This window comes from Pseudomonas sp. B3G-3, assembly GCF_028640915.1.
Taxonomy (GTDB): domain Bacteria; phylum Pseudomonadota; class Gammaproteobacteria; order Pseudomonadales; family Pseudomonadaceae; genus Aquipseudomonas; species Aquipseudomonas chlororaphis_I.
The window spans coordinates 1-22,595 of record NZ_JAQZAB010000054.1 but is presented as its reverse complement, the minus strand read 5'-3'; the positions used below and the strand labels follow the sequence as shown (position 1 = coordinate 22,595).

Here is a 22,595-nt window from a genome sequence, read left to right as displayed (position 1 = left end):
AAAAAACTGGGAGGGCAGGGGCGCTGCATGGGACAATCGGCGCTTTTGCCCGACAAGGAAAGTCCTATGTTGCAGCGCACCCTGATGGTCCTTTTGCTGACGGCCAGCGCCGCCCAGGCGCTGGCGCAGAACGCCGCGGAAAAGGTGCCCTTGCTACGCCAGACCAAGGAATGGATCACCGGCTGTGACAACCTGCGCGGCTGCCACGCCCTGAGCGCGCCCAACGGCGAACACGGCGTGCAGTACAGCAGCCTGACCCTGCACATCCAGCGTCGCGCCGGCCCCGACGGTCCGCTGGAGATACGCCTGGACCAGCGCGGCGAACCCGCCGAGCTGTCGGCCTTGCGCCTCGACGGCCAGGCGCTGGAGCCGCAACTGCTGGATGCCCTGGTGCTGTTGCCGGAGAAGAAGGGCGCGCAGACCCAGGTCACCCGCTATGAAATCGCCGACCCGACCCGGGCCCGCCAGTGGCTGGAACGCCTGCGCAATGCCGAAGAACTGAAGCTGGCGGGAGACGACGAGGCCCGGGTGCCGTTGTCCGGTCTGTCGGCGGCGCTGCTGCTGATGGACTCGGTGCAGGGCCGGGTCGATGGCGTGACGGCGCTGTGGCGGCCAGGCCAGCGTCCGGCCAGCGAGGTGCCGGCGCGGCCGCTGCCGGCCCAGCTGCGGGCTTATCCGGGGGCTCCGGAACTGACGGAGGCGGAACGCACGCGGATCTCGGCGGCCGCCGTGAAACTCGCCACGCCGGGTACGCCCAACGACGATGAAGACTATGTGGCCGAGCCCCAGGTCGAGGTCTATCCGCTGACCGCGCAACGGGCGTTGACGGTGGTGCTGAGCGAGTGCGCGGCCTACAACTGCGACTACCTGATCAGCAGCTGGTCGCGCAGCAATCCGCCGAAGCTCGAGGCGCTGCGCCGGCAAGCCGTGCCCATGAACAACGCGGACGGCTCGGGCGGCGCCCACTACGAGCCCAAGACCGGGGTGCTGAGCACCTTCTATCTGGCCCGTGGCATTGGCGACTGCGGTGAAAGCGGGCGCTGGCTGTTCGACGGCGAAGGCTTCCAGCTCAGCGATTACCGGCAGATGCCGACTTGCAACGGCCTGTCCTCGGAAGACTGGCCGCGGCTGTGGAACATCGCGCCGCCGGCCAACCGCTGAGGCGTTTCAGGCCAGGCCTGGATGGCGGCGCTCGAACTTCTGTTCCAGCACGGTCTTGCCCCATTGCGCCGCCGGCTGTTCCTCCACCAGCTGGAAGCCGAAGGCTTCATACAGATGCCGGGCGGCGTCCAGGCCGCTGAAGGTCCACAGGTAGCAGGAGGTTGCCCCCACCCGGTCGCAATGCTCCAGCGCCGCCTTGAGCAGCAGGCGGCCGGTGCCGGTGCCACGGGCCGCCTCGTCGAGGATAAACCAGCGCAGATGGGCACTCTTGTCGGCCTGCTTGTGGTCCGGGGCGCCGCCGAGATCGATGGCGATCGAACCGACGATCTGCTCGTCCAGCACCGCCAGCCAGATGCCGTTATCCGGGTGGTCCAGGCGCTCGCTGAACTCCGCCAGACCGGCCGCGACGCGCTGTTCAAAGAACTGCCCGAAACCCACCAGGCGTGAGTAGTAGTGTGCATGCAGCTCGGTGATGCGGCCGATCATGCCCGGCCGATAGCCACGCTGCACGCTAGGGATTGCCGCGGCGATCTGCGCCTGGCCCAGGCGGCAAGCCTGCAGCGCCTGGCCATAACTGCGCAGTCCGGCGACCACCTGGCTTTGCTCGCGCGGCGCAAGCAGGCGCAGCGCCTGTTGCACCTGGGCGCTGCCAAAGGCATGAATGGCGGCGACCTGTTTGCGTCCGCTGGCGGTCAGGCCCAGGAGTTTTTCCCGGGCATCGCTGGGGCTGGGGCTTTCCTGGATATCGCCGCGTTCGATGAGCTTGGCCAGCAGGCGACTGACCGAGGACTTTTCCAGGTTCAGGCTCTTGCCCAGCTGGGCGGCGGTGAGCGGGGCGTACAGATCGAGTTCGATCAGCGCATGCACCGCCGAAGGCGCAAGGTCGGAGCCGGCCAGGGTGGCGCCCATGAAGCCCAGCTCGCGCACCAGTTTGCGCGATTCGTTACGGACCTGATCCACCAGCGGCGACGGGGAGGACATGGCGAGGCTCCATATATGGTTGTTCGATACAACTATATGTTCAGGCTGCGGCAAAATCCATAGGGACGCGGGCTTCTGGGTCAACACCGATCAGTCGAGCGCAGGTGATCCCCTGTAGGAGCAGCCGGTCGACGCTCGATTGCTCGCGATGATCGTTAACGATAACGCGTACCGACTGGCTAAACGCGGCGCTCTCAAGTCCATCGCGAGCAAGCTTCGCTCCTACAAGTGGCCGTCTTTCAGCCAATGGCCAGCGTGGATGCCTGTTCCTCCAGGCGAGCGGGAACCTGAATGCTCAGCGGCGCCTTACCCAGCACCAGGTCCGCGGCCTTTTCGCCGATCATGATCGCCGCCGCATTGGTATTGCCGGTGGTCAGGCTCGGCATGATCGATGCGTCGGCCACTCGCAGGCCCTGCACGCCGTGGACCCGCAGCTGGTCGTCGACCACCGCCTGTTCGTCGTGGCCCATCTTGCAGGTGCCGACCGGGTGGAACACGGTGCCCAGGCTGTCGCGGATCCACTGCTCGATCTGCGCCTGGCTCTCGACGTGCGGGCCGGGCACCAGCTCGCCCTTGAGCCGCCGGGCGAAGGCCTGGCTCGCCGCCAGCTGGCGCACCAGGCGCACGCCCGCCACCAGCTTGCGCAGGTCCTCCGGGTGGCTGAGGAAGTTGCTGTCGATGATGGGCTTGTCATGGGGGTCGGCGGAATTGAGCCGGACCTGGCCACGGCTTTGCGGGTGCATCACGGCGATGTGCAGGCTGACGCCATGGCCCAGCGGCACCAGGCGCTGGGGCTGGTTCTTCAGCGCCGGGGCGACGATCAGGCCCAGTTCCGGCGCGGCGTCCTCGGCCTGCAGGCGCAGGAAAGCGCCGGACTCCACGGTATTGGAAGTCAGCGGACCGCTGCGCCGGCTCAGGTACTGCCAGGGCGAACGGGCCAGGGGCAGCAGGCCCTTGGCCGACACACCGTAGGTCAGCTCGCTGTCGCAGCGGTACATCAGCACCACGTCCTGATGGTCCTGCAGGTTGTGGCCAACCCCCGGCAGTTCATGGCGCTGGGCGATGCCATGGCGCTCCAGCTCGGCGGCCGGGCCGATGCCGGAGAGCAACAGCAGCTGCGGCGAGTTGATCGCCCCGGCGCTGAGGATCACTTCGCGCCGGGCCTGGAGCTGGAACACCGCGCCGTCCTGGCTGACCTCGACGCCGCAGGCGCGGTTGCCGTCCAGCAGCACGCGGTGGGTCAGGGTCGAGCTCAATACGCTGAGGTTGGGCCGCGGCAGCGCCGGGTGCAGGAAGGCCCGCGCGGCGCTGCAACGTTCGCCGTTGATCTGGGTGACATGGAAGGGGCCGTAGCCTTCCTGCTCCTCGCCGTTGAAGTCCGGGTTGTAGCGCCAGCCCAGTTCCTGGGCGGCCTGGTAGAACACCTCATTGATCGGGCTCGGGCTGCGTTGCGCGGCGACGTTGAGTTCGCCGCCTTGCCCATGCCAGGGCGAGGCGCCGGGCTCGAAGTGCTCCGAGCGCAGGAAGTACGGCAGCAGTTCGTCGTAGCTCCAGCCCTGGTTGCCGGCCGCGGCCCAGCGGTCGTAGTCGCTGCGGTGGCCGCGGATGTAGATCATGCCGTTGATCGCGCTGGAGCCGCCCCAGAGCCGGCCGCGGGGGCAGGGGATCGGACGGTCGCCGCTGGCGGCCTGGGCGCTGAACTGGTGCATCCAGTTCCACCTCGGGTTGGCGATCAGCCGGATGATGCCCGCCGGGGTGCGCACATAGGCGCCGGGAAACAGGCTGCGATCGCTGGGGCCGGCTTCGATCAGGCAGACGCTGAGCTGCGGATCGGCGGACAGCCGGTTGGCCAGCACGCAACCGGCCGAGCCGGCCCCGACCACGATGTAGTCGAACGAACGCGGGGCAGAGTCAGTCATGGGAGATACCTCGTTGGCAGTGAGAAGCAGGTTCACAACCCCAGCGCCGCGCCGACGTCGTACATGACTTGCAGGCCGACGACAAAACCGTTGCCGCTGAGCTCGCGGGCCTCGGGGTTGTAGAAATTGTCCGGGTTGATCAGGTACTGCACGCTGGGCTCGAGCGCCAGGTGCCGGGTCAGGGCGAAGTGGCCGTTGGCCTCGATGGCGTAGACATTGCGTTCGCCCAGACTGGGGTCGCCGCCATTGGCGATCCGCGCCTGTTGCTGGAAGCGCAACTGGTGGTCGTTGAGGCGCAGGTAGCTGGCCTTGAGGTTGAGCTTGTCCTGCGGCCGGTCGAAGGGCGCCAGGTAAGTCAGGCCGATTTCGGCGAAATGGCTGAAGGGCTGCTTGTCGTCGGCCGCCAGCGACAGCGAACCGAACGCCAGCAGCGCCTGGGGCGCGGTGCCCTGGCCGCCGTCGGCCCGCCAGAAACCTTGCTGGAACTTGAAGAAGGCGCCGCCGGTGCCGTGCTCGCTGGCGCCGGTCAGCGGGTCGTACTGCCTGGAGGTGTTGTAGTAGCCGTTGAGTTCGTAGTGGGCGCTATAGGCACCGTCGTGCTTGCTGCCGATGCCCAGCAGCAGGCTGGTGCCGCTGGCGTCGTCGGTGCTGAAGTCCAGGCCCTTGCGTTTTTTCAGGTAGTCCACCGGGTTCGATTCGAAGGCGCCGGCATGCACATACAAGCCCGGCGTCGGCAGGTACTTCAGGTAGCCGCCCCAGCTGCCGTAGGGCGGCGGCAGGATGCCGGTGGACGAATCGATGATCGGGTCGTTGCAGGTGACCACGGTTTCGCAGTTGTAGATATAGAAGTAGCGCCGGGCGTTGGTGCGCCCCAGGCTCATGTCGACTTGGCCGTCGAGCCAGGTCTGCTGGTAGGTCAGCAGGCTCAGCTGGTTGCTGGTGATGTCGTTGTGGATCGGCGCGCCAGCGAAATAGCTGCCGGCGGCGCCTTGCCAGTTGCGCGAGGTCGGCTGGCCGGTGGCGGTGTCGAGGATGAAGAAGGTTTCCTCGAAATGAACGGCCGCGCCTTCGAGGCCGGCAAGGGTATCGAGGTCGAAGTCGGCGCCGACGAACAGGTCGCCGCTGTTGCCGAAGCTGTGTTCGCGCGGACCGGTGTCGAGGTTGTTCATCGACAGGCTCCAGAACTGCACATGGGGGCGGATACCGTAGCCGGCCAGTTGCTCGCCGAGCCCGGCCAGCGGGCCTTCGCGGCTGGGTGCCGGAGTCCCGGCCTGGCACAAAGGGGTGAACAGGACAGCCGCCAGCAGCGGGCACAGCAGGGGAGTGCTTTTCATGGTCGGTACTCGTTTCTTGTTGTTTTTGTAATGAGTTGTTCAGGTCTGTAGCCGCTGCCGAAGGCTGCGATCGGACGCGCAGCGTTCGCCAACGGGTTACCAGGAGGCTGCCGATGGTGCTGGCGAGGACTGCGTCCTCGATCGCAGCCTGCGGCAGCGGCTACAGGGTCACGCCTTGGCCAGTTCGGGGTTGGGGTTGACCAGCACCTTGATCTGGCTCTTGTCCCGCAGCAGCGCTTCGAAGCCATGCTCCACGGCCTGGTCCAGGGTCACGCAGCGGGTCACCGCGCGGGTCAGGTCCAGGCGGCCGCTGGCCAGCAGTTCGATCAGCGGCGGGTAGGCGTTGCGATAACCCACGCTGCCGAGCAGGCGCAGTTCGTTATTGACCAGGTGGAAGGCATCGACGCTGACCTCGCCCATCAGCCCCACCAGCACCACCTCGCCGCCCTTGCGCAGGGCATGCAGGGCCAGGCTCAGGGTCTGCTGGCTGCCGGCGGCCTCGAAGGCCGTGTCGACGCCACCGCCGCTCAGTTCGTGCAGGCGTTGCGACAGGTCGGCGGCGTGGCCGTCGAGCACTTCCTGGGCGCCGAAGTCGCGGGCCAGCCGCCGGCGTTCCGGGCTGATGTCCACGGCGAAGATCCGCTCCACGCCGCGCAGCCGCGCCAACAGGATCAGCAGCAGGCCGATGGGGCCGAGGCCGAACACCACGCAGCTGTCGCCGGCCAGCAGGCTGCTCTGGTTCAGCGCGTGAAAGGCCACCGCCGCCGGCTCCAGCACCGCGGCCTGCTTGAAGCTCACCGAATCCGGCAGCGGGTGCAGCATGTACGCCGGCACCAGCACCTGTTCGGCGAAACCGCCGTCGCCCATCAGGCCAATGAAACCCATGGACTGGCAGAGGTTGTACTGGCCGGCGCGGCAGTACTGGCAATCGCCGCAGCGATACTCCGGTTCCACCGCCACCCGGCTGCCGATCCGCACCCGGTCGACGCCTTCGCCCACCGCCAGGACCTGGCCGCAGAATTCGTGGCCGAGGGTCAGCGGCGCGCGGCAACCGGACAGCGGGTGGGGCTCTTGCTGGGGAATCGAGTGCGGGCCGTCGGCGTATTCGTGCAGGTCGCTGCCGCAGATACCGCAGTAGGCCACCTGGACCAGCACCTCGCCCGGGCCGGGCTGTGGCAGTTGCAGATCGCTCAGGCGCAAGTCGCGGGCGGCATGCCAACGCAATGCTTTCATGGCTGGTTTCCTTGCAGGACGGAAGAGGGGGAAGGTTCGGCGCGGCGCCCGCGCGCGAGGACCGCCGGCGCGGTTTCCTTGAGGAACAGCGCCAGCAGCGCGGCCAGCAGGGCGCCGCCGCAGGAGATCCACATGACGATGGACAGGCCGAAACGGTCGGCGGCGAAGCCGGCGATGGTCGGCGAGACGAAGCCGCCCACCAGCTCGCCGATGCCCATGATCATGCCCAGGGCGGTGGCCATGACTTCCCGGGGCACGGTTTCCGCCGGGATGGTCGCCATGAACAGGGTGAAGCAGCCAAGGCCCGTGTAGGTCAGCAGCATCAGCACGCCCATCAGCAGCGGGCTGTTGGCGTAGAGCAGGGCGATCGGGCAGCAGGCGGCGATCAGCGAGAACAGCACCAGGGTCGGGCGCCGGCCGAAGCGGTCGGAAATCGCCGCCACGCCGAAGCCCCACAGCACCCAGGCGCCGCCCAGGCAACTCATCACCGTGCCCATGCTCGCCGGGCTGTAGCCGCGGACCTTGACCAGGAAGGTCGGGGTAAAGGAAATGAGGATCACGAACCAGGTGAGGAACACGCAACTGATCAGGGTGCAGAGCACGATGTTGCGGCTTTTCAGCAGGGCCAGGCGATTGACCGGTGCTTTGTCGTTGTCGCTGGTGGTTGCTGGCGCCGGCGCGTCGTTGCGCACGTAGCGCCAGATCAGCAGGGCGATCAGCAATCCGGGGATCAGCGAGACGATAAAGGCATGGCGCCAGCCGTAGGCCTCGGCCAGGCCGATCAGCACCGGCGGGCCGATCACCGCGCCCAGCAGCCCGGCCGCCGAGCCTTGCAGCAGGCCCATGTTCAGGCCCCGGCGATGGGGCGAGGAGGCCTCTACCATCAGCGATTGCGAGAGCGGCAGGATCGGCCCTTCGGCCAGGCCCATGATGCCGCGGAACAGCAGCAGGCTGAGAAAGCCGGTGACCAGCCCCGACAGCGCCGAGCACAGGGAAAACAGGATTACCGCGACGATCAGCAGCGGCTTGCGCTTGCCACGCCGGTCCGACCAGGCCCCGACCAGCGCGCCGGACACCGCCCAGGCCAGGGCCAGGACCGACGACAGCATGCCCAGGTGGCTGTTGCTCAGTTGCAGCTCGTCGGCCATGAACGGAAACAGGAAGGACAGGGCCAGGCGATCGAAAAAGACGAAACCGAACGTCAGGAACAGCACGCCCAGCAGGATGTTCTCGTAACCGGCTTTATTGTTGTTGTAAGCCATGGTCGTTCTCCGCGGGAGGGACAGGTGAAAGTCGCGAGCTCAGCGAAACAGCGTGTCGATATAGGCCGCGCCGAGGCCGATCTTTTCGTAGTGCGCGCGGCACATGGCGATATAGGAGTGCACGTCGAAATAACCCTCCGGCTCGCCCTGTTCGTCGAGCCAGATCAGCGGGCCCTTGACGATGAAAAACGCGCGCATCGGTTGCTCGTGCTCGTAGGCCACCAGGGTGTGGCCTTCGCCCGGGGTCTCGTAGACGAAGTCGCCGGCGGTGGCGGTCCAGTCGTGCTCCAGGTAGCCCCACTTGCCGGACAGGGTGTAGGCGAACACTTCGTGGGGGTGGTAATGCCGGTTCACCAGCCCGGCGCTGCTGGCCATGAGGATGTCGCACCAGCGGTTCTCGCTCGGCGAGATCCACAGCGGCCGCGAGGACACGGTTTCGGTGAAGGGCACATAGAGCTTCAGGTCGTCGCTGGCGGCATTGGCCAGGTAGACCTCGGGCTTGGCGTCCGGCTTGAAGCAATTGGCGATCGGTTGCAGGTCTTTCCAGAATTCACGGCTGGCGGCTTCGGGCATGGTCGGCCTCTATTCGTTGTGGGAGTCGAGGCGACTTTAGGCGCGGCGCGCAGGCGGGGTTTTATCGAATCGGACAGGATTGTTGACTGGATCGGACGAGCGTTTTCCTACAGGTTTCAGGGACGCCGTTTACCCTGGCAATCGACTTGTGCCCACTGCGTTTCACGTTGACAGGGCATAAGCTTCATATATTAATGAACGGCCGCGGCGGGTATGTTCTGCGGCCTCGGGATCCGGTCACTGCCTTGCCGACCGGCGAATTTTCTGCCCATGAGAAGAATAAAAATGTCTCCATGCGCCTTGCTCGAAACCCGGCATGCCTGCACCCAGGACATCGCCCTGGATCAGCGGCTGGCCTTCTGGGAGGACTACAACGCCTCCACCCTGGTCGGCCTCAAATGCAGCTCCTTTTGTGAAAGCGGTTTTGCCGCCAGCCAGGACAACCTGCAGCTGGAGGGCATGCGCCTGGCGCAGATCGAGGGCAACGAGCACGTGGTCGAGCGTGACAACTCGATGATCCGCTCGGTGCCCAAGGAATCGGTGTTCGTGTCCTTCGTCACCGGCAGCGGCTCGTTTTTCTATCAGGACGGTGCCTGTCAGTTGCTCGAACCGGGCGAGCTGATCGTCTACCGCACCGACAAACCCTATCTGTTCGGGTTCTCCGGGCCGATGCGCCAGTTCATTTTCGACATTCCCCAGGAACTGTTCGCCGAACGCTGCCTGAAGCGTTTCGACCGTCCGCTGAAGATTGGTGGGCAAAGCGGCGTGCAGCGCCTGTTGCTGCGCACCCTGGGCGAACGCACCCGCGGCTTTTTCCAGCAGCCCCTGAGCCAGGACGCCGGCGGTTATCAGGACCAGGCGCTGGAGCTGCTGGGCAGCCTGATCGCCGGGCAGGTGGGCGAGCGGCGGATCAATGCGCTGAGCGCCTCCTACCTGCTGGCGGCCAAGCAGTGCATCAACGAACAGTTGGCCGACCCGGAGCTGAGCTGCGAGCGGGTGGCCGCGCAAACCGGCATTTCACCGCGGCACCTGAGCCGGCTGTTCGCCCTGGAAGGCACCCAGCCCAGCCGCTTTATCCTGGAAAAACGCCTGCAGCAGGCCCATGACCTGCTGGGCAGCCCGCGGGGAACAGGCCTGGATATCGGCGAAATCGCCTACCGCCACGGCTTCACCAGCCAGGCCCACTTCGCCCGGGCGTTCAAGGCCCATTACGGCCAGACCCCAAGCGAAGTGCGCGCCTCCCTGTAGCCGCTGCCGCAGGCTGCGATCGGCCTGGGCGGCACACCGACGAAGCGGGCGCATGGTCTCAAGATCGCTGAAGGCCTTCGGCCTTATCGCAGCCTGCGGCAGCGGCTACAGGGTCAGTGGTCGTTGAGGAAGGTTTGCGCCAGATCGTCGATCAGTTGGCGCTGAAAGGCCTGGAACCCAGGATTGGGCTGCTGCATCTGCACGAATTCCAGCATCGGATCGGTCACCGCGGTCCTGACGCCGGCCAGTTCCTCGACCGTCGCCAGCCCGCAGAAGGGCACATAGGCCTCGGAATAACCACCTTCATGCACCAGCACCAGGCGCCCCTGGCACAGACGCTCGGCGGCTTCGCGCACCTGGCGGGTCATGGCGCGGAACGAGTCGCTGTGCAGCAGCATCCGCGCCAGCGGGTCGACCGCGTTGGCGTCATAGCCGCAGGCAACGATGATCAGCTCCGGCTCGAAGCGCTCCAGGGCTGGAATCACGATGCGTTGCAAGGCATGCAGGTAGGCATCGTGGCCGCTGCCGGGCAGCAGCGGGATATTGAGATTGGCCCCCAGCCCGGCACCGCGACCGCGGTCCTGCTCGCCGCTGTAGCCGGGCGGGAAGCAGCCGTCCTGGTGCAGGGAAATGGTCAGCACGTCGCCGCGCTCCTCGAAGATCGACTGGGTGCCATTGCCGTGGTGCACGTCCCAGTCGATCACCGCGACCTTGCCCAGGCCGCGCCTGGCCTTGGCCGCCTCGATGGCGATGGCGATATTGGCCAGGAAGCAGAAGCCCATGGCGCCGTCGGCCAGGCAATGGTGTCCCGGCGGGCGGGACAGCGAGTAGGCGTTGTCGGCTTCGCCGCCGAGCACCGCATCCACCGCGGCCATGGCCAGGCCGGCGGAGAGTCGGGCGATCTCGTAGCTGCCCGGGCCGATCGGCGCTTGCGGGCCGAGTTCGCCGCCACCGGCCTCGCTCAGGGCCTTGAAGCGTTGCAGGTACTCGGTGCTGTGCACCCGCAGCAGGTCCTCTTCGCTGGCGGGCATGGCGCTGCGCACCTGCAACTGGCGGGTCAGGCCGGAGACGTCCAGCAGGCTTTTCAGGCGGCGCTTGGTTTCCGGCGATTCGGCGTGCCCGGCCGCGGCGGGCGGTTGCACCCAGCCGCCGACCGGCAGCGTCAGCGCATGTGGCCCGGCGCTGTGCCAGAGGCTGAGTTCATCGAAGAAAAACGCGGTTTTACGGGTCATGGGCATCTCCATCTATGGGGGAATCTGTAGCCGCTGCCGAAGGCTGCGATCGACCGGAACGGTCGCTGCGATCTCCCGGGCGCCAGAGGTCCTTCGGACCTATCGCAGCCTTCGGCAGCGGCTACAGGGGTTCAGGGGTTCAGGGGTTCAGGGATTGCGCCGGCAGCCGAGGATCAGCGCCAGCGACAGCAGGGTCAGGCAGGCGCCGCCGATCAGCAGGGGCTGGAAGCCGCCGCTGCCTTCGATCAGCCGGCCGGCCAGCGCGGGGCCGATGGCCAGGCCGCCGCCGATTACCAGGTTGGAGGCGTTCATCAGCTTGCCGGACCGGTCGAGGTCGGCCAGGCAGGCGAGGATCAGCGGCAGGATGAAGGTCCAGGTGAACTTGAAGACCAGGGCGGCGAGGGCGAAGCGCGCCAGGGTCGGCGCCCCCAGCAGCAACAGCACCGAGCCGGCCATCAGGCCGTAGCCGAGCAGCAGCAACGGCAGGCGCGGCAGGCGATTACCGATCAGCGAGGCGCAGCCGGCGCCGACGATGCCCATGACCGTGGCGACGGCCAGCAGCTCGCCGCTGGCTTGCGCGGAGATGCCGGCCTTGGCGCTGATCGAACCGATAAAGGTCCAGACCCCGCTGAGGCTGATATAGAAACCGAGGATGCCGAGAATGCCGCACAGCCCCTTCCACTGCGGCACGGCGGCGGCCTGCTGTGCGGTTTTTTTGACCGGCGCACCCTGGGGAAAGTAGCGCGCCAAGGGCAGGCACAGGCTCATCAGCAGCGCCAGCAGCAGGTAGCAGGCTGCCAGGCCGTAGTGCTCGAACAACCGCGGCAGAATGCCCAGGCCAATTGCCCCGACCACCAGTTGCCCCATGACCCACAGGCCATAGGCCCGGCTGGGGTTGGCGGTGGAAGCGGCGCAGGACAGGCAGATGATCATCAGCGAACCGCCGGCCAGAGCACTGCAGAAACGCAGGGCCAGCAGCGCGGCATAACCCTGGGCCCAGATCGACAGCAGGTTGGCGACGATGAACAACGCCCCGGCCAGCAGCGCCGCGCGGCGCCAGTCGACGCGCTTGAGCCACCAGAAGGCGGGCAGGGTGGCCAGGCTCATGGCCCCCAGCTCGGTGGAGAACAGGTCGCCGATCTGCGACGGGCTCAGTTGCCATTGGCTGGCCAGTTGCGCGGCCACCGCCGGGGCGGTCATGAGGATGGTCGGGGTGATGGCGGCGAACAGCACGATGGCCGCCAGCAAGGCCAGGGGGGACGCGGTGTTCGGCTGGTCGCCGGTGAGCGCCTGGCTCTTGTCGATCATGGGGGTGGTCATGGTGGGATAGCTCCGGGAAAAAGCGCTTCAGAACACATGGACCAGACGCAACAAGGCGTCGGTCCCGTGGTAGCCATTGCGGGTGGCGACGTTTTGCGAGAGGCCGAACATCAGCTGGTTCTGCTTATCCAGCCAATGACCGACCTCGAAGCCGACCTGGGTGTAGCGCTTGTGGGTGTCGTCGATGCGCTGGTCGTTGATCCGCAGCTCGCCGCCGTCGGCATGGATCAGCCGCAGGGCGCCGTAGGTGCTGGTGGTGAAGTCGTAGGAGGCGAAGGCTTGCAGGCGGTACAGCGGGTCCTGCTTCAGGTCGCTGCCGAAATAGTCGTCGTTCTTGGCGTAGAGCTGGGCTTCGAGGTTGGCTTCCAGCACCCACTTCTCGCCGACGCCCTGGGTGTAGTTGTAAACGAAGGTCGCGCCCCAGCGGTTGGCGCCCGGCGAGACATCCGGATTGTCGCTGTGGTATTCGCCCACCGGCAGGGTGATCAGGGTCAGCAGGCCGCTGTAGGTGCGCGAAGCCGGGTCGTTGATGAAGAACAGGGTGCCGCCGACCTGCGGGTCGCCGAAGCCGCTTTCCCCGGTGTGGCGGGCGCCGCCGGGCAGGCGCGCGTCGATATCGGCGAAGGGCACGATGAATTGCGGGGTGCACAGGGTGCCGCAGATATCGCTGAAAAATACCTGGCGATAGGCCAGGGCGTTGACCTTCAGCTCGGCCTTGCCGGTGCTGTCGGCGGGGCCGTGGAAATCGTCGGCGCGAGTCGCCGGCAGGTACAGCACGCCGAGGCTGGTGCCCGGGGGCGCGCCGAAGAAGTCGCGGGCGTTGAGGTCGGCGGCGCTGGCGTTCAGGCTCAGCAGGGCGCCGGTGAAGGCCAGGGCGGTGCGGCGCGCAAGCGTTGTGGTCATGGGCGTAACCTCTCTTTTTTGAGTTGTTGTGCGGCGAAGCGCTCGCCGGTACGCGGCAGTGGCTGAAAAAAGGGCAAAAGCGTCCCGTGGCCGTCAAAACGACAGCGCGAAAGTCAGTCAGGAAAGGGGTTAAGCGTCAGTCGGGTGGGGCGTGCAGCAGATGGGCGATGCGGGTCTTGTCCTTGACCCCGAGCTTGTTGTAGATGGCGCGGATGTGATGGCGCACGGTGTTCGGCGACAGGCCCAGCTCGCGGGCGATTTCCTTGTAGGTCTTGCCTTCGCCGAAGCCCAGGGCCACGTCGTTTTCCCGTGGGCTCAGTTGGGTCAGCAGTGTGCGGCCGCGGGCGGCGAGCAGGAACAGGTCGCCCACCGGCGAGGCCTCGACTTGCAGGTGGCGGCCTTCATACCCGCCGTCGACCACGGGCCCGGGCAGGCAGGGGCCGCTCCAGTCCGGCCACTCGCCGAGCAGCAGGTCGACGAAGCCGCGTTCGGCGCAATGCAGGGTGCCACGCTGGTCGCACACCGCCAGCGCCAGGTTGCGCGGGCTGGTGAGGGTTTCGCGCATGGCCACCAGGGTGCGGATCTGGTTGGCCGACACCGCCGCCACCAGATGCAGCATCAGGTTGTTCAGCAGCAGGCAGTCGTCGGCGTCGAAGCGTGTGGCGCCGGGGGCGCGGTACAGCGCCAGGTGGTCGCTGAGGTGGGTCTGCGGATCGATGTACACCACGCACAGCAGCTCGCCGATGTTGTAGGTCGTGCCCAGCCAGTTCAGGCCGGGACCGTTGGCCGGGTCGCCCATGTCGACGATCACCGCCTGGCCCGGGTGGGCATGGACCCGGCCGACAGTGACGTCGACGTGCTTGATCGACTGCCAGTCCGGCAGGTAGCTGGCGGGCAGGCGGTGGAGGTAGGAGCTGTGCTCTTCCGGCAGGCCGTCGATCAACGCGGCGCGGCCCCACCAGGCGCTGTCGAAGGGCAGCAACTGGCCGATGCGGTTCAGCGCATGCCCATGGAAATGTTCGATGTCCTTGTGCTGCGCCAGGCGCTGCAACTCCAGGGTCAGCGAGCTGAAGGCTTGCAGCAGGCTGGCGTGACCATGTTCATGACGGCTCATGGGGGGGTTCCTCTGTGCGACTTTCTTATTGTTTTCGTCACGGAGTCAGTAAGGACCGGAACGTCCAGGGACGTGGGCAGGGCCTGGGCACGAGTATCGTCGGGTTGGTGGGGGATCGCTATCCTACAGATGCAGGATAAAGGGGGGCTCTGGCGGGGGAAATTGGCTTCTGTAGGAGCGAAGCTTGCTCGCGATAAATCTGCAACGATAACGCGCGTTGGCGGGTGTATCGCCGCTGCGCGGCTATCGCGGGCAAGCCTCGCTCCTACAGAAAAGCAGCTGATCAACAGGTCAGGCCGCCTGGACGGCCCGCTGCAAACGGTGGAAACCACGGCTGAAATACACCAGCGAGTCGCCGTGTTCGCCTACGCAGATCTCATCCAGTTGCACCAGCATCACCGAGTGGGTGCCGATTTCCTGCACCTCGGTGATCCGTCCCTGCAGGCTGGCCAGGGCACCGTCGAGCACCGGCAGGGCGTCCTGGCCGTCGCGCCAGGGGTGCAGGCTGAAGCGCTGTTCCATCTCCACTCCGGTCATGCCGGCGAAGTGCCGGGCGACTTCTTCGTGTTCGCCGCAGAGCACGTTGATGCAGAGCTGGCCGTTGCGCTTGAACACCGGGTTCAGGGCGCTGTTGCGGTTGACGCAGACCATCAGGCTGGGCGGGCTGTCGGTGACCGAGCAGACCGCGGTGGCGGTGATGCCGCAGCGTCCGGCCGGGCCGTTGCTGGTGATGACGTTGACCGCCGCGGTCATGTGCGCCATGGCGTTGCGAAAGGCTTGTTGCTTGGGATCAAGTTGAGTCATGAGAGATTCCTTTCCTCGGGATTGAACCACGGTATTTGCAGGAGCCGTCGCTCGACGCTCGATTGCTCGCGAAAAACCTCAAGCCAACGTGGAGTCGCAGATGCCGCGCGTCATCGTTCACGTCTTATCGCGAGCAAGCTTCGCTCCTACAGAAGCGAGGCAGTGGTTACTGGCGGATGCGGTCGAGCATGTTGATGTCGTCCGGATTGGTCAGGTGTGGCACCGTCCAGCCGTCGAGATTGTAGTCGCCCAGGCATTTGTCCACCAATTCGGTCATGGTTTTCATCGAGCCGCTGGCCTGGGCATGTCGCAGGCACTGCATGCGGATTTCGTCCTGGCTGCCGGCGTAGTTGATTTCGTACAGCTCGTGGCGGCCGCCGAACTCGGTGCCGATCGCATCCCACAGCAGCTTGAGGATTTTGATCCGCTCCTCGTGGCCCATGCCCGCCGAGCCCCGGCAATAGGTGCTCAGGTACTGGTTGAGCATCGGGTCCTTGAGGTCGCGGGAGCCGGACGGCAGGTAGATCAGGCCGCTGGCCACCACCTGCTCGATGATCTTCTTGATGTCGGTGTAGGCCTGGGGCGCCAGTACCCGGTAGGCCTGCAAGGCCTGGGCGCTGGGCAGGAAGGCGCCGTTGAGCCATTCGCTGGCGTTGCCGTGCATGGCGTCGGTCAGCGACCAGAACAGGTTGCGCCAGGCCACCACCTCGCCGACCTGCGCCTGCACCCCGCGAAACTCCAGCGAGCCGGTGCACTGCAAGGCCTTGACCAGCAGTCCAGTGATGAAGTCGAGCTTGACCGCCAGCCGTGTACAGCCCTGCATCGGGAACAGCCGGCCGAAGCCGCCTTGCGGGAACCACTGCCGGCAGCGCTCGAAGTCGCGGTAGATCAGCACGTTTTCCCAGGGGATGAACACCTTGTCCATGATCAGGATCGCGTCGTTCTCGTCGAAGCGGCTGGACAGCGGGTAGTCGAACGGCGAACCGGTCATGCCCGCCTGCAGTTCATAGGACGGGCGACAGATCAGCTTCATGCCGCGGGTGTTCATCGGCGCGATGAACATCAGGGCGAAGTCGGTGTTGTCGCCCAAAAGCTGCGCCGAGCCCTGGCCGACGAAGTTGTAGTGGGTCAGGGCCGAGTTGGTGGCCACCACCTTGGCGCCGCTGACGATGATCCCGCCCTCGACTTCCTCGTCCACCGAGATGAACACGTCCTTGACCTGGTCCACCGGTTTGTCGCGGTCGATCGGCGGGTTGACGATGGCGTGGTTGAGGTACAGGCAGGCTTCCTGGATGCGCTTGTACCAGGTGCGGGCGTTGCCTTCGAACTGGCCATAGAACTCCGGGTTGGCGCCCAGGGCGCTGCCGAAAGCGGCCTTGTAGTCCGGGCTGCGGCCCATCCAGCCATAGGTCAGGCGCGACCACTCGGCGATGGCATCGCGCTGCTGGCGCAGGTCGTCGGCGCTTTTCGCCGAACGGAAAAACTTGTGGGTGTAGCCGCCGTTGCCGGTGTCGGTGTCCCAGCACAGCTTGTCCTTGGTTTCGGGGTCGTGCAGGGCGTCATAGAGGCGCGCCATGGAGGCGGCGGAGTTGCGGAACGCCGGGTGGCTGGTCACGTCCTTGACCCGGTCGCCATAAATGTAGATTTCGCGATCATCGCGCAGGCTGGCCAGGTATTCGGCGCCGGTCAGCGGGCGGTTGGTCTCGGCACGGAAGTCTTCGGGTTTCATCATCCACTCCAGTCTTTGTTGTTATGCGTTGTCTTTACGAGCTGGGGCCCATGATGGGCAGGACGGGGCGGCGACTGAATGGCTTTTCCGGCGAATGAATTGCACTTTTCATGGGGGGCATGGGGGGCATGGAGGCCGGTCATGGAGGCTGGCAGCGAGCTTGCCAGGCGATCTGTCTCAGCGGTGAAACACTCCCGGGCGACGAAAAATATTTTCACCGGGGCCTGCAAAAAACCTAAAGCGCTGCCGATATCGCTATTAGGCCCACAGACCAACTACAACAGTGGCGCCCACCTGTCAGGCCGCCAGCCGCCGCTGGTGACGGGGTTCAGTGCATGGATGCTCGCAGTCCTCAATTCCCGAGAGTCATCCTATGTCCCTACGTAATATGAATATCGCGCCTCGAGCTTTCCTCGGTTTTGCGTTCATCGCGTTGCTGGTCATCGCGCTGGGTGTGTTCGCCGTCAACCGCATGTCGATCATCCGACAGGCTTCCCTGGAAATGGAAAGCAACCAACTGCCCAGCGTAGGGTTCCTCGGCAACGTCACCGAAAACGTCCTGCGCCTGCGGATTCTCTCGTTCCGGGTACTGGTCAACCGCGAGCCGGCCGGCCTGCAGGAAGCGCAGACGCGCATCGGCGTGCTGGTGGACAAGCTCAAGCAGGCCCAGGCCAGCTACGCCGCCTTGCCGGCGGGGGACGAGGAAGTGGCCCTGTACAAGACCTTCGCCGCCACCCTGGACAAGTACCTGCAGGCGCAGAACGACATGCTGGAGCTGTCGCGACAGAACAAGCTCGAGGAGCTGCGCAGCCTGATCAATACGCGGATCAAGGACGGCACCGACCAGATGGGCGAACAGCTGAACAAACTGGTAGCGATCAACAAGGCCGGGGCCACCCATGCCTCGGATATGGCCGGTGAGCATTACCGCAGCGCTATCACCGGCATCATCGCCGTGGCGGTGATCGCGGCCCTGCTCACAGTGGTACTGGCCTGGCTGCTGACCCGCAGCATCGTCACGCCGTTGAACCGCGCGGTGCTGGCCGCGCAGACCATCGCCGCGGGCAATCTGACCCAGGCCATCGAGGTCGACGGCAAGGACGAGCCGGCCCGCTTGCTCGCGGCGCTGAGCGACATGCAGGGCAACCTGCGCAAGACCATCGAGCAGATCTCCGGTTCGGCCACCCAGCTGGCCTCGGCCTCGGAAGAACTCAGCGCGGTCACCGAGGAAGCCTCCCGTGGCTTGCAACAGCAGAACAACGAAATCGAACAGGCGGCCACCGCCGTCAACGAGATGACCGCTGCCGTGGAAGAGGTGGCGCGCAACGCCGTGTCGACCTCCGAAGCCTCGCACCAGTCGACCCAGGCCGCCCGCGAAGGCCGCGACCGGGTGGTGGAAACCGTCGACGCGATCCAGACCATGACCCACGACGTGCAAAGCACTTCGGTGATGATCGAGGGCCTGGCCACCCAGGGCCGCGACATTGGCAAGGTATTGGACGTGATCCGCGCCATCGCCGAGCAGACCAACCTGCTGGCCCTCAACGCAGCGATCGAGGCGGCCCGCGCCGGTGAGGCCGGGCGTGGTTTCGCGGTGGTGGCCGACGAAGTGCGGGCCCTGGCCCATCGCACCGCGCAATCGACCCAGGAAATCGAAAAGATGGTCGCCGGCATCCAGAACGGCACCGGCGAGGCGGTGCAGTCGATGCAGCAGAGCAACCAGCGCACCCAGAACACCCTGGAAATGGCCCGCGCCGCCGGCGTGGCGCTGGAGCAGATCGCCGAATCGATCAACCTGATCAACGAGCGCAACCTGGTGATCGCCAGTGCTTCGGAAGAGCAGGCCCAGGTATCCCGCGAGGTCGATCGCAACCTGGTGAACATCCGCGACCTGGCCACCCAGTCGGCCGCCGGGGCCAACCAGACCAGCGCCGCCAGCCACGAGCTGTCGCGCCTGGCGGTGGATTTGAATGCGATGGTGGCGCGCTTTGTGATTTGAGTTAGGGTTGTTGGAATGCGTGCCCAAGGAGAGCGAGATGCGCTATTCAGCCCTGACCCAACGGATCGCCGGCGAAGGTGCCGCGGCCTGGCAGATTCACTACCGCGCCCTGGAGCTGCGCGAGGAGGGCGTCGATGTGCTGCTGCTGACCATCGGCGACCCGGATTTCGACACCCCCAGGCCGATCGTCCAGGCCGCCATCGATAGCCTGCTGGCGGGCGACACCCACTATTCGGAGGTGCGCGGCAACCGTTCGCTGCGCACCCGCATTGCCCACCGGCATGCCACCCGCAGCGGCCAGGCGGTGGACGCCGAGCACGTGGTGGTGCTGCCGGGGGCGCAATGCGCGGTGTTTTCCGTGGCCCAGTGCCTGCTCGACCCCGGCGACGAGGTGCTGGTCGCCGAACCCATGTATGTGACCTACGAAGGGGTGTTCGGTGCCTGCGGGGCCAAGGTGCTGCCGATTCCGGTGCGCCCGGAGAACGGCTTTCGCGTCGAGCCGGCGGCGGTCGCCGCGCGCATCACGCCCAAGACCCGCGCGCTGATGCTCAACAGCCCGAACAACCCCTCCGGCGCCAGCCTGTCCCGGGAAACCTGGCAGGCCCTGGCGCGACTGTGCATCGAGCACGACCTGTGGCTGATCTCCGACGAGGTCTACAGCGACCTGCTGTTCGACGGCGAACACATCAGCCCCGGCAGCCTGCCGGGCATGGCCGAACGCACGGCGACCATCAACAGCCTGTCCAAGTCCCATGCCATGACCGGCTGGCGGGTCGGCTGGGTGGTGGCGCCCCAGGCCCTGGCCGGGCATTTGAGCCATCTGGCGCTGTGCATGCTGTACGGGCTGCCGGATTTCGTGCAGAACGCCGCGGTGGTGGCGCTGGATGCCGACCTGCCGGAGCTGGAGCAGATGCGCGAGGAATATCGCCAGCGTCGCGACCTGGTGTGTGCGCAGCTGAGCCAATGCCCGGGGCTGAAACCGGTCAAGCCCGATGGCGGCATGTTCGTCATGGTCGATGTGCGGGAAACCGGCCTGGGCGCCCAGCAGTTCGCCGAGCTGCTGCTGGAAGGGCACGGCGTCTCGGTGCTCGCCGGCGAGGCCTTCGGCCCCAGCGCGGCGGGGCATATCCGTATCGGTCTGGTGGTGGATCAACAGCGCCTGGCGGACGCCTGCCAACGGATTGTGCGTTGTACCCAGGATCTGCTCGAAGGCCGATCTTCAAAACGCCGCTGACGGTGTGGCCGCCAAGGAAGCCTGTAGGAGCGAGGCTTGCCCGCGATGGTCGTTAACGATTACGCGGACTCACTGGATAAACGCGGCGCTCTCACGTTCATCGCGGGCAAGCCTCGCTCCTACAGGGGGGGGGGCAGGCCCGGCGAATGCAGGGCTCAGACCGCAGCCTTGCGGTGTTCCCAGGCCTGGGGGTTTACCAGATTGGCCGGGCGCTGGCCGGCCAGGGCCGCCAGCAGGTTGTCGACGGCGCAGCGGGCCATGGCCTCGCGGGTCTCGAAGGTCGCCGAGCCGATATGCGGGGTGGCCACCACATTGTTCAGCTGCAACAGCGGCGAGTCGTGGCCCAGGGGTTCACGCTCGAACACATCCAGCCCGGCCGCGCGAATCCGCCGTTGTTGCAAGGCCTCGATCAGCGCCTGTTCGTCCACCACCTTGCCCCGGGAAATATTGATGAAGATGCTTTCCGGGCGCATCAGGGCGAACTCTTCGCGGCCGATCAGGCCCTGGGTCTGGTCCGTCAGCGGCAGGGTCAGGCAGATGAAGTCGGCCTGTTGCAGCAGCTCCGGCAGGCTGCAGTAGCGGGCGCCGAAACGCTGCTCCACCGCCGGCTTCGGGCTGTTGCTGTGGTAGATCACCGGCATGCCGAAGCCGAAATGGCCGCGCTGGGCCAGGGCTTCGCCGATCCGCCCCATGCCGATGATGCCCAGGGTCTTGCCGTGCACGTCGCTGCCGAAATGCAGCGGGCCGATATTGCGGTTCCACTGGCCGGCGCGCACCAGGTTGGCCAGCTCCACCACGCGCCGGGCGCTGGCCAGGATCAGGGCGAAACCGGTGTCGGCGGTGGTTTCGGTGAGCACGTCCGGGGTGTTGCTGAGCAGGATGTGGCGTTGGGTCAGGTAGTCGATGTCGTAGTTGTCGACACCCACCGACACGCTGGCCACGGCTTCCAGGTACGGCGCCAGGTCCAGCAGTTCGGCATCCAGGCGCAGGCTGGCGCCGAGCAGGCCCTGGGCCGAGGGCAGGGCGCTGCGCAGCTTGGCCAGGCCCTGGGCGCCGAGGTCTTCGATCAGGGTCACCTGGGCCTGCTCATGCAGGCGGGCCATCAGCGGCGGCGAGAGTTTCTTGTACAGCACGACCTGTTTTTTCATGGGGTTCACCTTGTTCGATTCAGGAATGCGCCAGGCGGCGACGTACTGGCAGCGCGGTGCGCTTACGGTCGCTGGCGCCCGGGTTGAGGAAGATGGTCAGCAGCACCGACAGCAGCAGCGCGCCGCTCATCAGCAGGTAGGAGGCGCCCGGCGAGCCCGTGGCGCTGTTCAGGTAGCCCACCAGGTAGGAGCCGCCGAACGAGCCCAGGGCGCCCATGCTGTTGATCAGCGCCATGGCGCCGCCGGCGACATTGGCCGGGAGGATCTCCGGGACGATGGCGAAGAACGGCCCGTAAGGCGCGTACATGCAGGCACCGGCGATCACCAGCAGGGTGTAGGACCACCAGAAGTGCTCGGCGCCCAGCAGGTAGGAGCCGTAGAAGGCGAAGGAGGCGATCAGCAGCGGCGGCCAGACGAAACGCTTGCGCTTCTGGATCCGGTCCGAGCCCCAGGACACCCCGAGCATGGCGATCACTGCGGCCAGGTAAGGCAGCGCCGACAGCCAGCCGGCCTCGACCATGTCCATCTGCGCGCCGTGCTTGAGGATCGACGGCAGCCACAGCACGAAGCCGTAGACGCCGATGCTCCAGCAGAAGAACTGCAGGGCGAGGATGATCACCTTGGGCGAGCGGAAGGCTTCGGCGTAGTTCTTCACCGCCTTGATGCCCACCTGTTCGGCGGCCAGGGCGCTTTCCAGGTCGAGTTTTTCCTGGTCGCTGAGCCATTTCGCCGCGCTCGGGCGGTCATCGGCCAGGCGCCACCAGATAAAGGCCCAGAGCACCGCCGGCAGGCCTTCGATGATGAACATCCAGCGCCAGCTGAAATGCTCCACCAGGTAGCCCGAGACCACCGACATCCAGAGCATGGTCACCGGGTTGCCGAGGATCAGGAAGGTGTTGGCCCGCGAGCGTTCGGCCCGGGTGAACCAGTGGCACAGGTAGACCAGCATCGCCGGCATTACCGCGGCCTCGACCACCCCGAGCATGAAGCGGATGGCGATCAGCATGTAGGCGTTGGACACCACGCCGGTGAGGGTGGCCAGGCCGCCCCAGAGGATCAGGCTGACGAAGATCAGCTTCTTCACGCTGTGTTTCTGCGCGTAGATCGCCCCCGGTACCTGGAAGAAAAAGTAACCGAGGAAGAACAAGGCGCCCAGCAGGGACGACAGCCCCGGGGTGATCATCAGGTCGGCGGCCATCCCGGAGGCGGCGGCGAACCCGTAGTTGGCGCGGTCCAGGTACGCCAGGCTGTAGGTGATGAACACGATGGGCATGATGTACCACCAGCGGCGGGTGGCGAGTTTCAGCGTTTGCATAAGGGTGCTCCTGAGCTTGTTGTTTTTGTCGCAACAGGTAACGCGTTGGTTCAGTGGTTGTATGGGGTGTTCAAGGGCCGATCGCG

Annotated in this window: 18 protein-coding genes and 1 pseudogene; 5 read left to right on the top strand and 14 right to left on the bottom strand. The window is 66.1% G+C overall.

What is annotated here, in order from left to right; all coding sequences use genetic code 11:
- The first annotated feature begins 66 nt into the window (after positions 1–66).
- Positions 67–1,161: a DUF1176 domain-containing protein gene (locus PVZ80_RS00625; protein ID WP_273863304.1), complete on the top strand. Its 1,095-nt coding sequence runs from the start codon at positions 67–69 to the stop codon at positions 1,159–1,161.
- A gap of 6 nt (positions 1,162–1,167) precedes the next feature.
- Here PVZ80_RS00625 and PVZ80_RS00620 read toward each other — a convergent pair whose 3' ends face one another.
- The 6 genes from PVZ80_RS00620 to PVZ80_RS00595 form a co-directional block, all read right to left on the bottom strand.
- A complete protein-coding gene (locus PVZ80_RS00620; protein WP_101282629.1) occupies positions 1,168–2,142 on the bottom strand; it encodes a bifunctional helix-turn-helix transcriptional regulator/GNAT family N-acetyltransferase in 975 nt (324 codons plus the stop codon).
- 239 nt (positions 2,143–2,381) lie between these two features.
- Complete coding sequence (locus PVZ80_RS00615; protein ID WP_101282628.1) at positions 2,382–4,061, bottom strand: GMC family oxidoreductase; 1,680 nt, start codon at positions 4,059–4,061, stop codon at positions 2,382–2,384.
- A 32-nt stretch (positions 4,062–4,093) separates the two neighbouring features.
- Positions 4,094–5,395, bottom strand: a complete 1,302-nt coding sequence (locus PVZ80_RS00610) for a carbohydrate porin (RefSeq protein WP_101282627.1) — start codon at positions 5,393–5,395, stop codon at positions 4,094–4,096.
- 168 nt (positions 5,396–5,563) lie between these two features.
- Positions 5,564–6,628, bottom strand: a complete 1,065-nt coding sequence (locus PVZ80_RS00605) for a 2,3-butanediol dehydrogenase (protein WP_028682551.1) — start codon at positions 6,626–6,628, stop codon at positions 5,564–5,566.
- Entirely contained in the window at positions 6,625–7,890 is a 1,266-nt protein-coding gene (locus PVZ80_RS00600; RefSeq protein WP_150085430.1) for an MFS transporter, read from the bottom strand. Before PVZ80_RS00600 ends, PVZ80_RS00605 begins: the two co-directional genes overlap by 4 nt.
- 39 nt (positions 7,891–7,929) lie before the next feature.
- Positions 7,930–8,463 carry a 2,4'-dihydroxyacetophenone dioxygenase family protein gene (locus PVZ80_RS00595; protein WP_009049306.1) on the bottom strand — a complete coding sequence of 178 codons (534 nt, stop codon included), beginning with the start codon at positions 8,461–8,463 and terminating at the stop codon, positions 7,930–7,932.
- A 285-nt stretch (positions 8,464–8,748) separates the two neighbouring features.
- On the opposite strand from PVZ80_RS00595, the gene PVZ80_RS00590 reads away from it, so the two are divergent.
- Positions 8,749–9,711, top strand: coding sequence for an AraC family transcriptional regulator (locus tag PVZ80_RS00590; RefSeq protein ID WP_009049305.1), 963 nt, complete (start codon positions 8,749–8,751; stop codon positions 9,709–9,711).
- 113 nt (positions 9,712–9,824) lie between these two features.
- Here PVZ80_RS00590 and PVZ80_RS00585 read toward each other — a convergent pair whose 3' ends face one another.
- The 6 genes from PVZ80_RS00585 to hpaB all read right to left on the bottom strand — a co-directional run bounded on the left by PVZ80_RS00585 (position 9,825) and on the right by hpaB (position 16,813).
- Positions 9,825–10,943 carry a class II histone deacetylase gene (locus PVZ80_RS00585; RefSeq protein WP_009049304.1) on the bottom strand — a complete coding sequence of 373 codons (1,119 nt, stop codon included), beginning with the start codon at positions 10,941–10,943 and terminating at the stop codon, positions 9,825–9,827.
- Between the two features lie 147 nt (positions 10,944–11,090).
- Positions 11,091–12,251, bottom strand: coding sequence for an MFS transporter (locus PVZ80_RS00580; protein ID WP_028682553.1), 1,161 nt, complete (start codon positions 12,249–12,251; stop codon positions 11,091–11,093).
- 39 nt (positions 12,252–12,290) lie between these two features.
- Positions 12,291–13,166: a transporter gene (locus PVZ80_RS00575; protein WP_053269205.1), complete on the bottom strand. Its 876-nt coding sequence runs from the start codon at positions 13,164–13,166 to the stop codon at positions 12,291–12,293.
- Between the two features lie 136 nt (positions 13,167–13,302).
- A complete protein-coding gene (locus tag PVZ80_RS00570) occupies positions 13,303–14,280 on the bottom strand; it encodes a helix-turn-helix transcriptional regulator (protein WP_273863302.1) in 978 nt (325 codons plus the stop codon).
- 291 nt (positions 14,281–14,571) lie between these two features.
- Positions 14,572–15,084, bottom strand: coding sequence for a 4-hydroxyphenylacetate 3-monooxygenase, reductase component (hpaC, locus tag PVZ80_RS00565; protein ID WP_009049300.1), 513 nt, complete (start codon positions 15,082–15,084; stop codon positions 14,572–14,574).
- A 166-nt stretch (positions 15,085–15,250) separates the two neighbouring features.
- Positions 15,251–16,813, bottom strand: coding sequence for a 4-hydroxyphenylacetate 3-monooxygenase, oxygenase component (gene hpaB / locus PVZ80_RS00560; RefSeq protein ID WP_009049299.1), 1,563 nt, complete (start codon positions 16,811–16,813; stop codon positions 15,251–15,253).
- 373 nt (positions 16,814–17,186) lie between these two features.
- Here hpaB and PVZ80_RS33900 point away from each other — a divergent pair.
- The 3 genes and pseudogenes from PVZ80_RS33900 to PVZ80_RS00550 all read left to right on the top strand — a co-directional run.
- Positions 17,187–17,954: pseudogene (locus tag PVZ80_RS33900) on the top strand (MCP four helix bundle domain-containing protein); the annotation flags it as partial.
- Complete coding sequence (locus PVZ80_RS33895) at positions 17,949–18,812, top strand: methyl-accepting chemotaxis protein (RefSeq protein ID WP_371919074.1); 864 nt, start codon at positions 17,949–17,951, stop codon at positions 18,810–18,812. The pseudogene PVZ80_RS33900 and the gene PVZ80_RS33895, both read left to right, overlap by 6 nt.
- 37 nt (positions 18,813–18,849) lie before the next feature.
- A complete protein-coding gene (locus PVZ80_RS00550) occupies positions 18,850–20,046 on the top strand; it encodes a pyridoxal phosphate-dependent aminotransferase (RefSeq protein WP_028682555.1) in 1,197 nt (398 codons plus the stop codon).
- 155 nt (positions 20,047–20,201) lie between these two features.
- Here PVZ80_RS00550 and PVZ80_RS00545 read toward each other — a convergent pair whose 3' ends face one another.
- Positions 20,202–21,194 carry a 2-hydroxyacid dehydrogenase gene (locus tag PVZ80_RS00545; protein ID WP_273863301.1) on the bottom strand — a complete coding sequence of 331 codons (993 nt, stop codon included), beginning with the start codon at positions 21,192–21,194 and terminating at the stop codon, positions 20,202–20,204.
- A gap of 19 nt (positions 21,195–21,213) precedes the next feature.
- Entirely contained in the window at positions 21,214–22,509 is a 1,296-nt protein-coding gene (locus PVZ80_RS00540; RefSeq protein WP_135006651.1) for an MFS transporter, read from the bottom strand.
- Between the last annotated feature and the right edge of the window lie 86 nt (positions 22,510–22,595).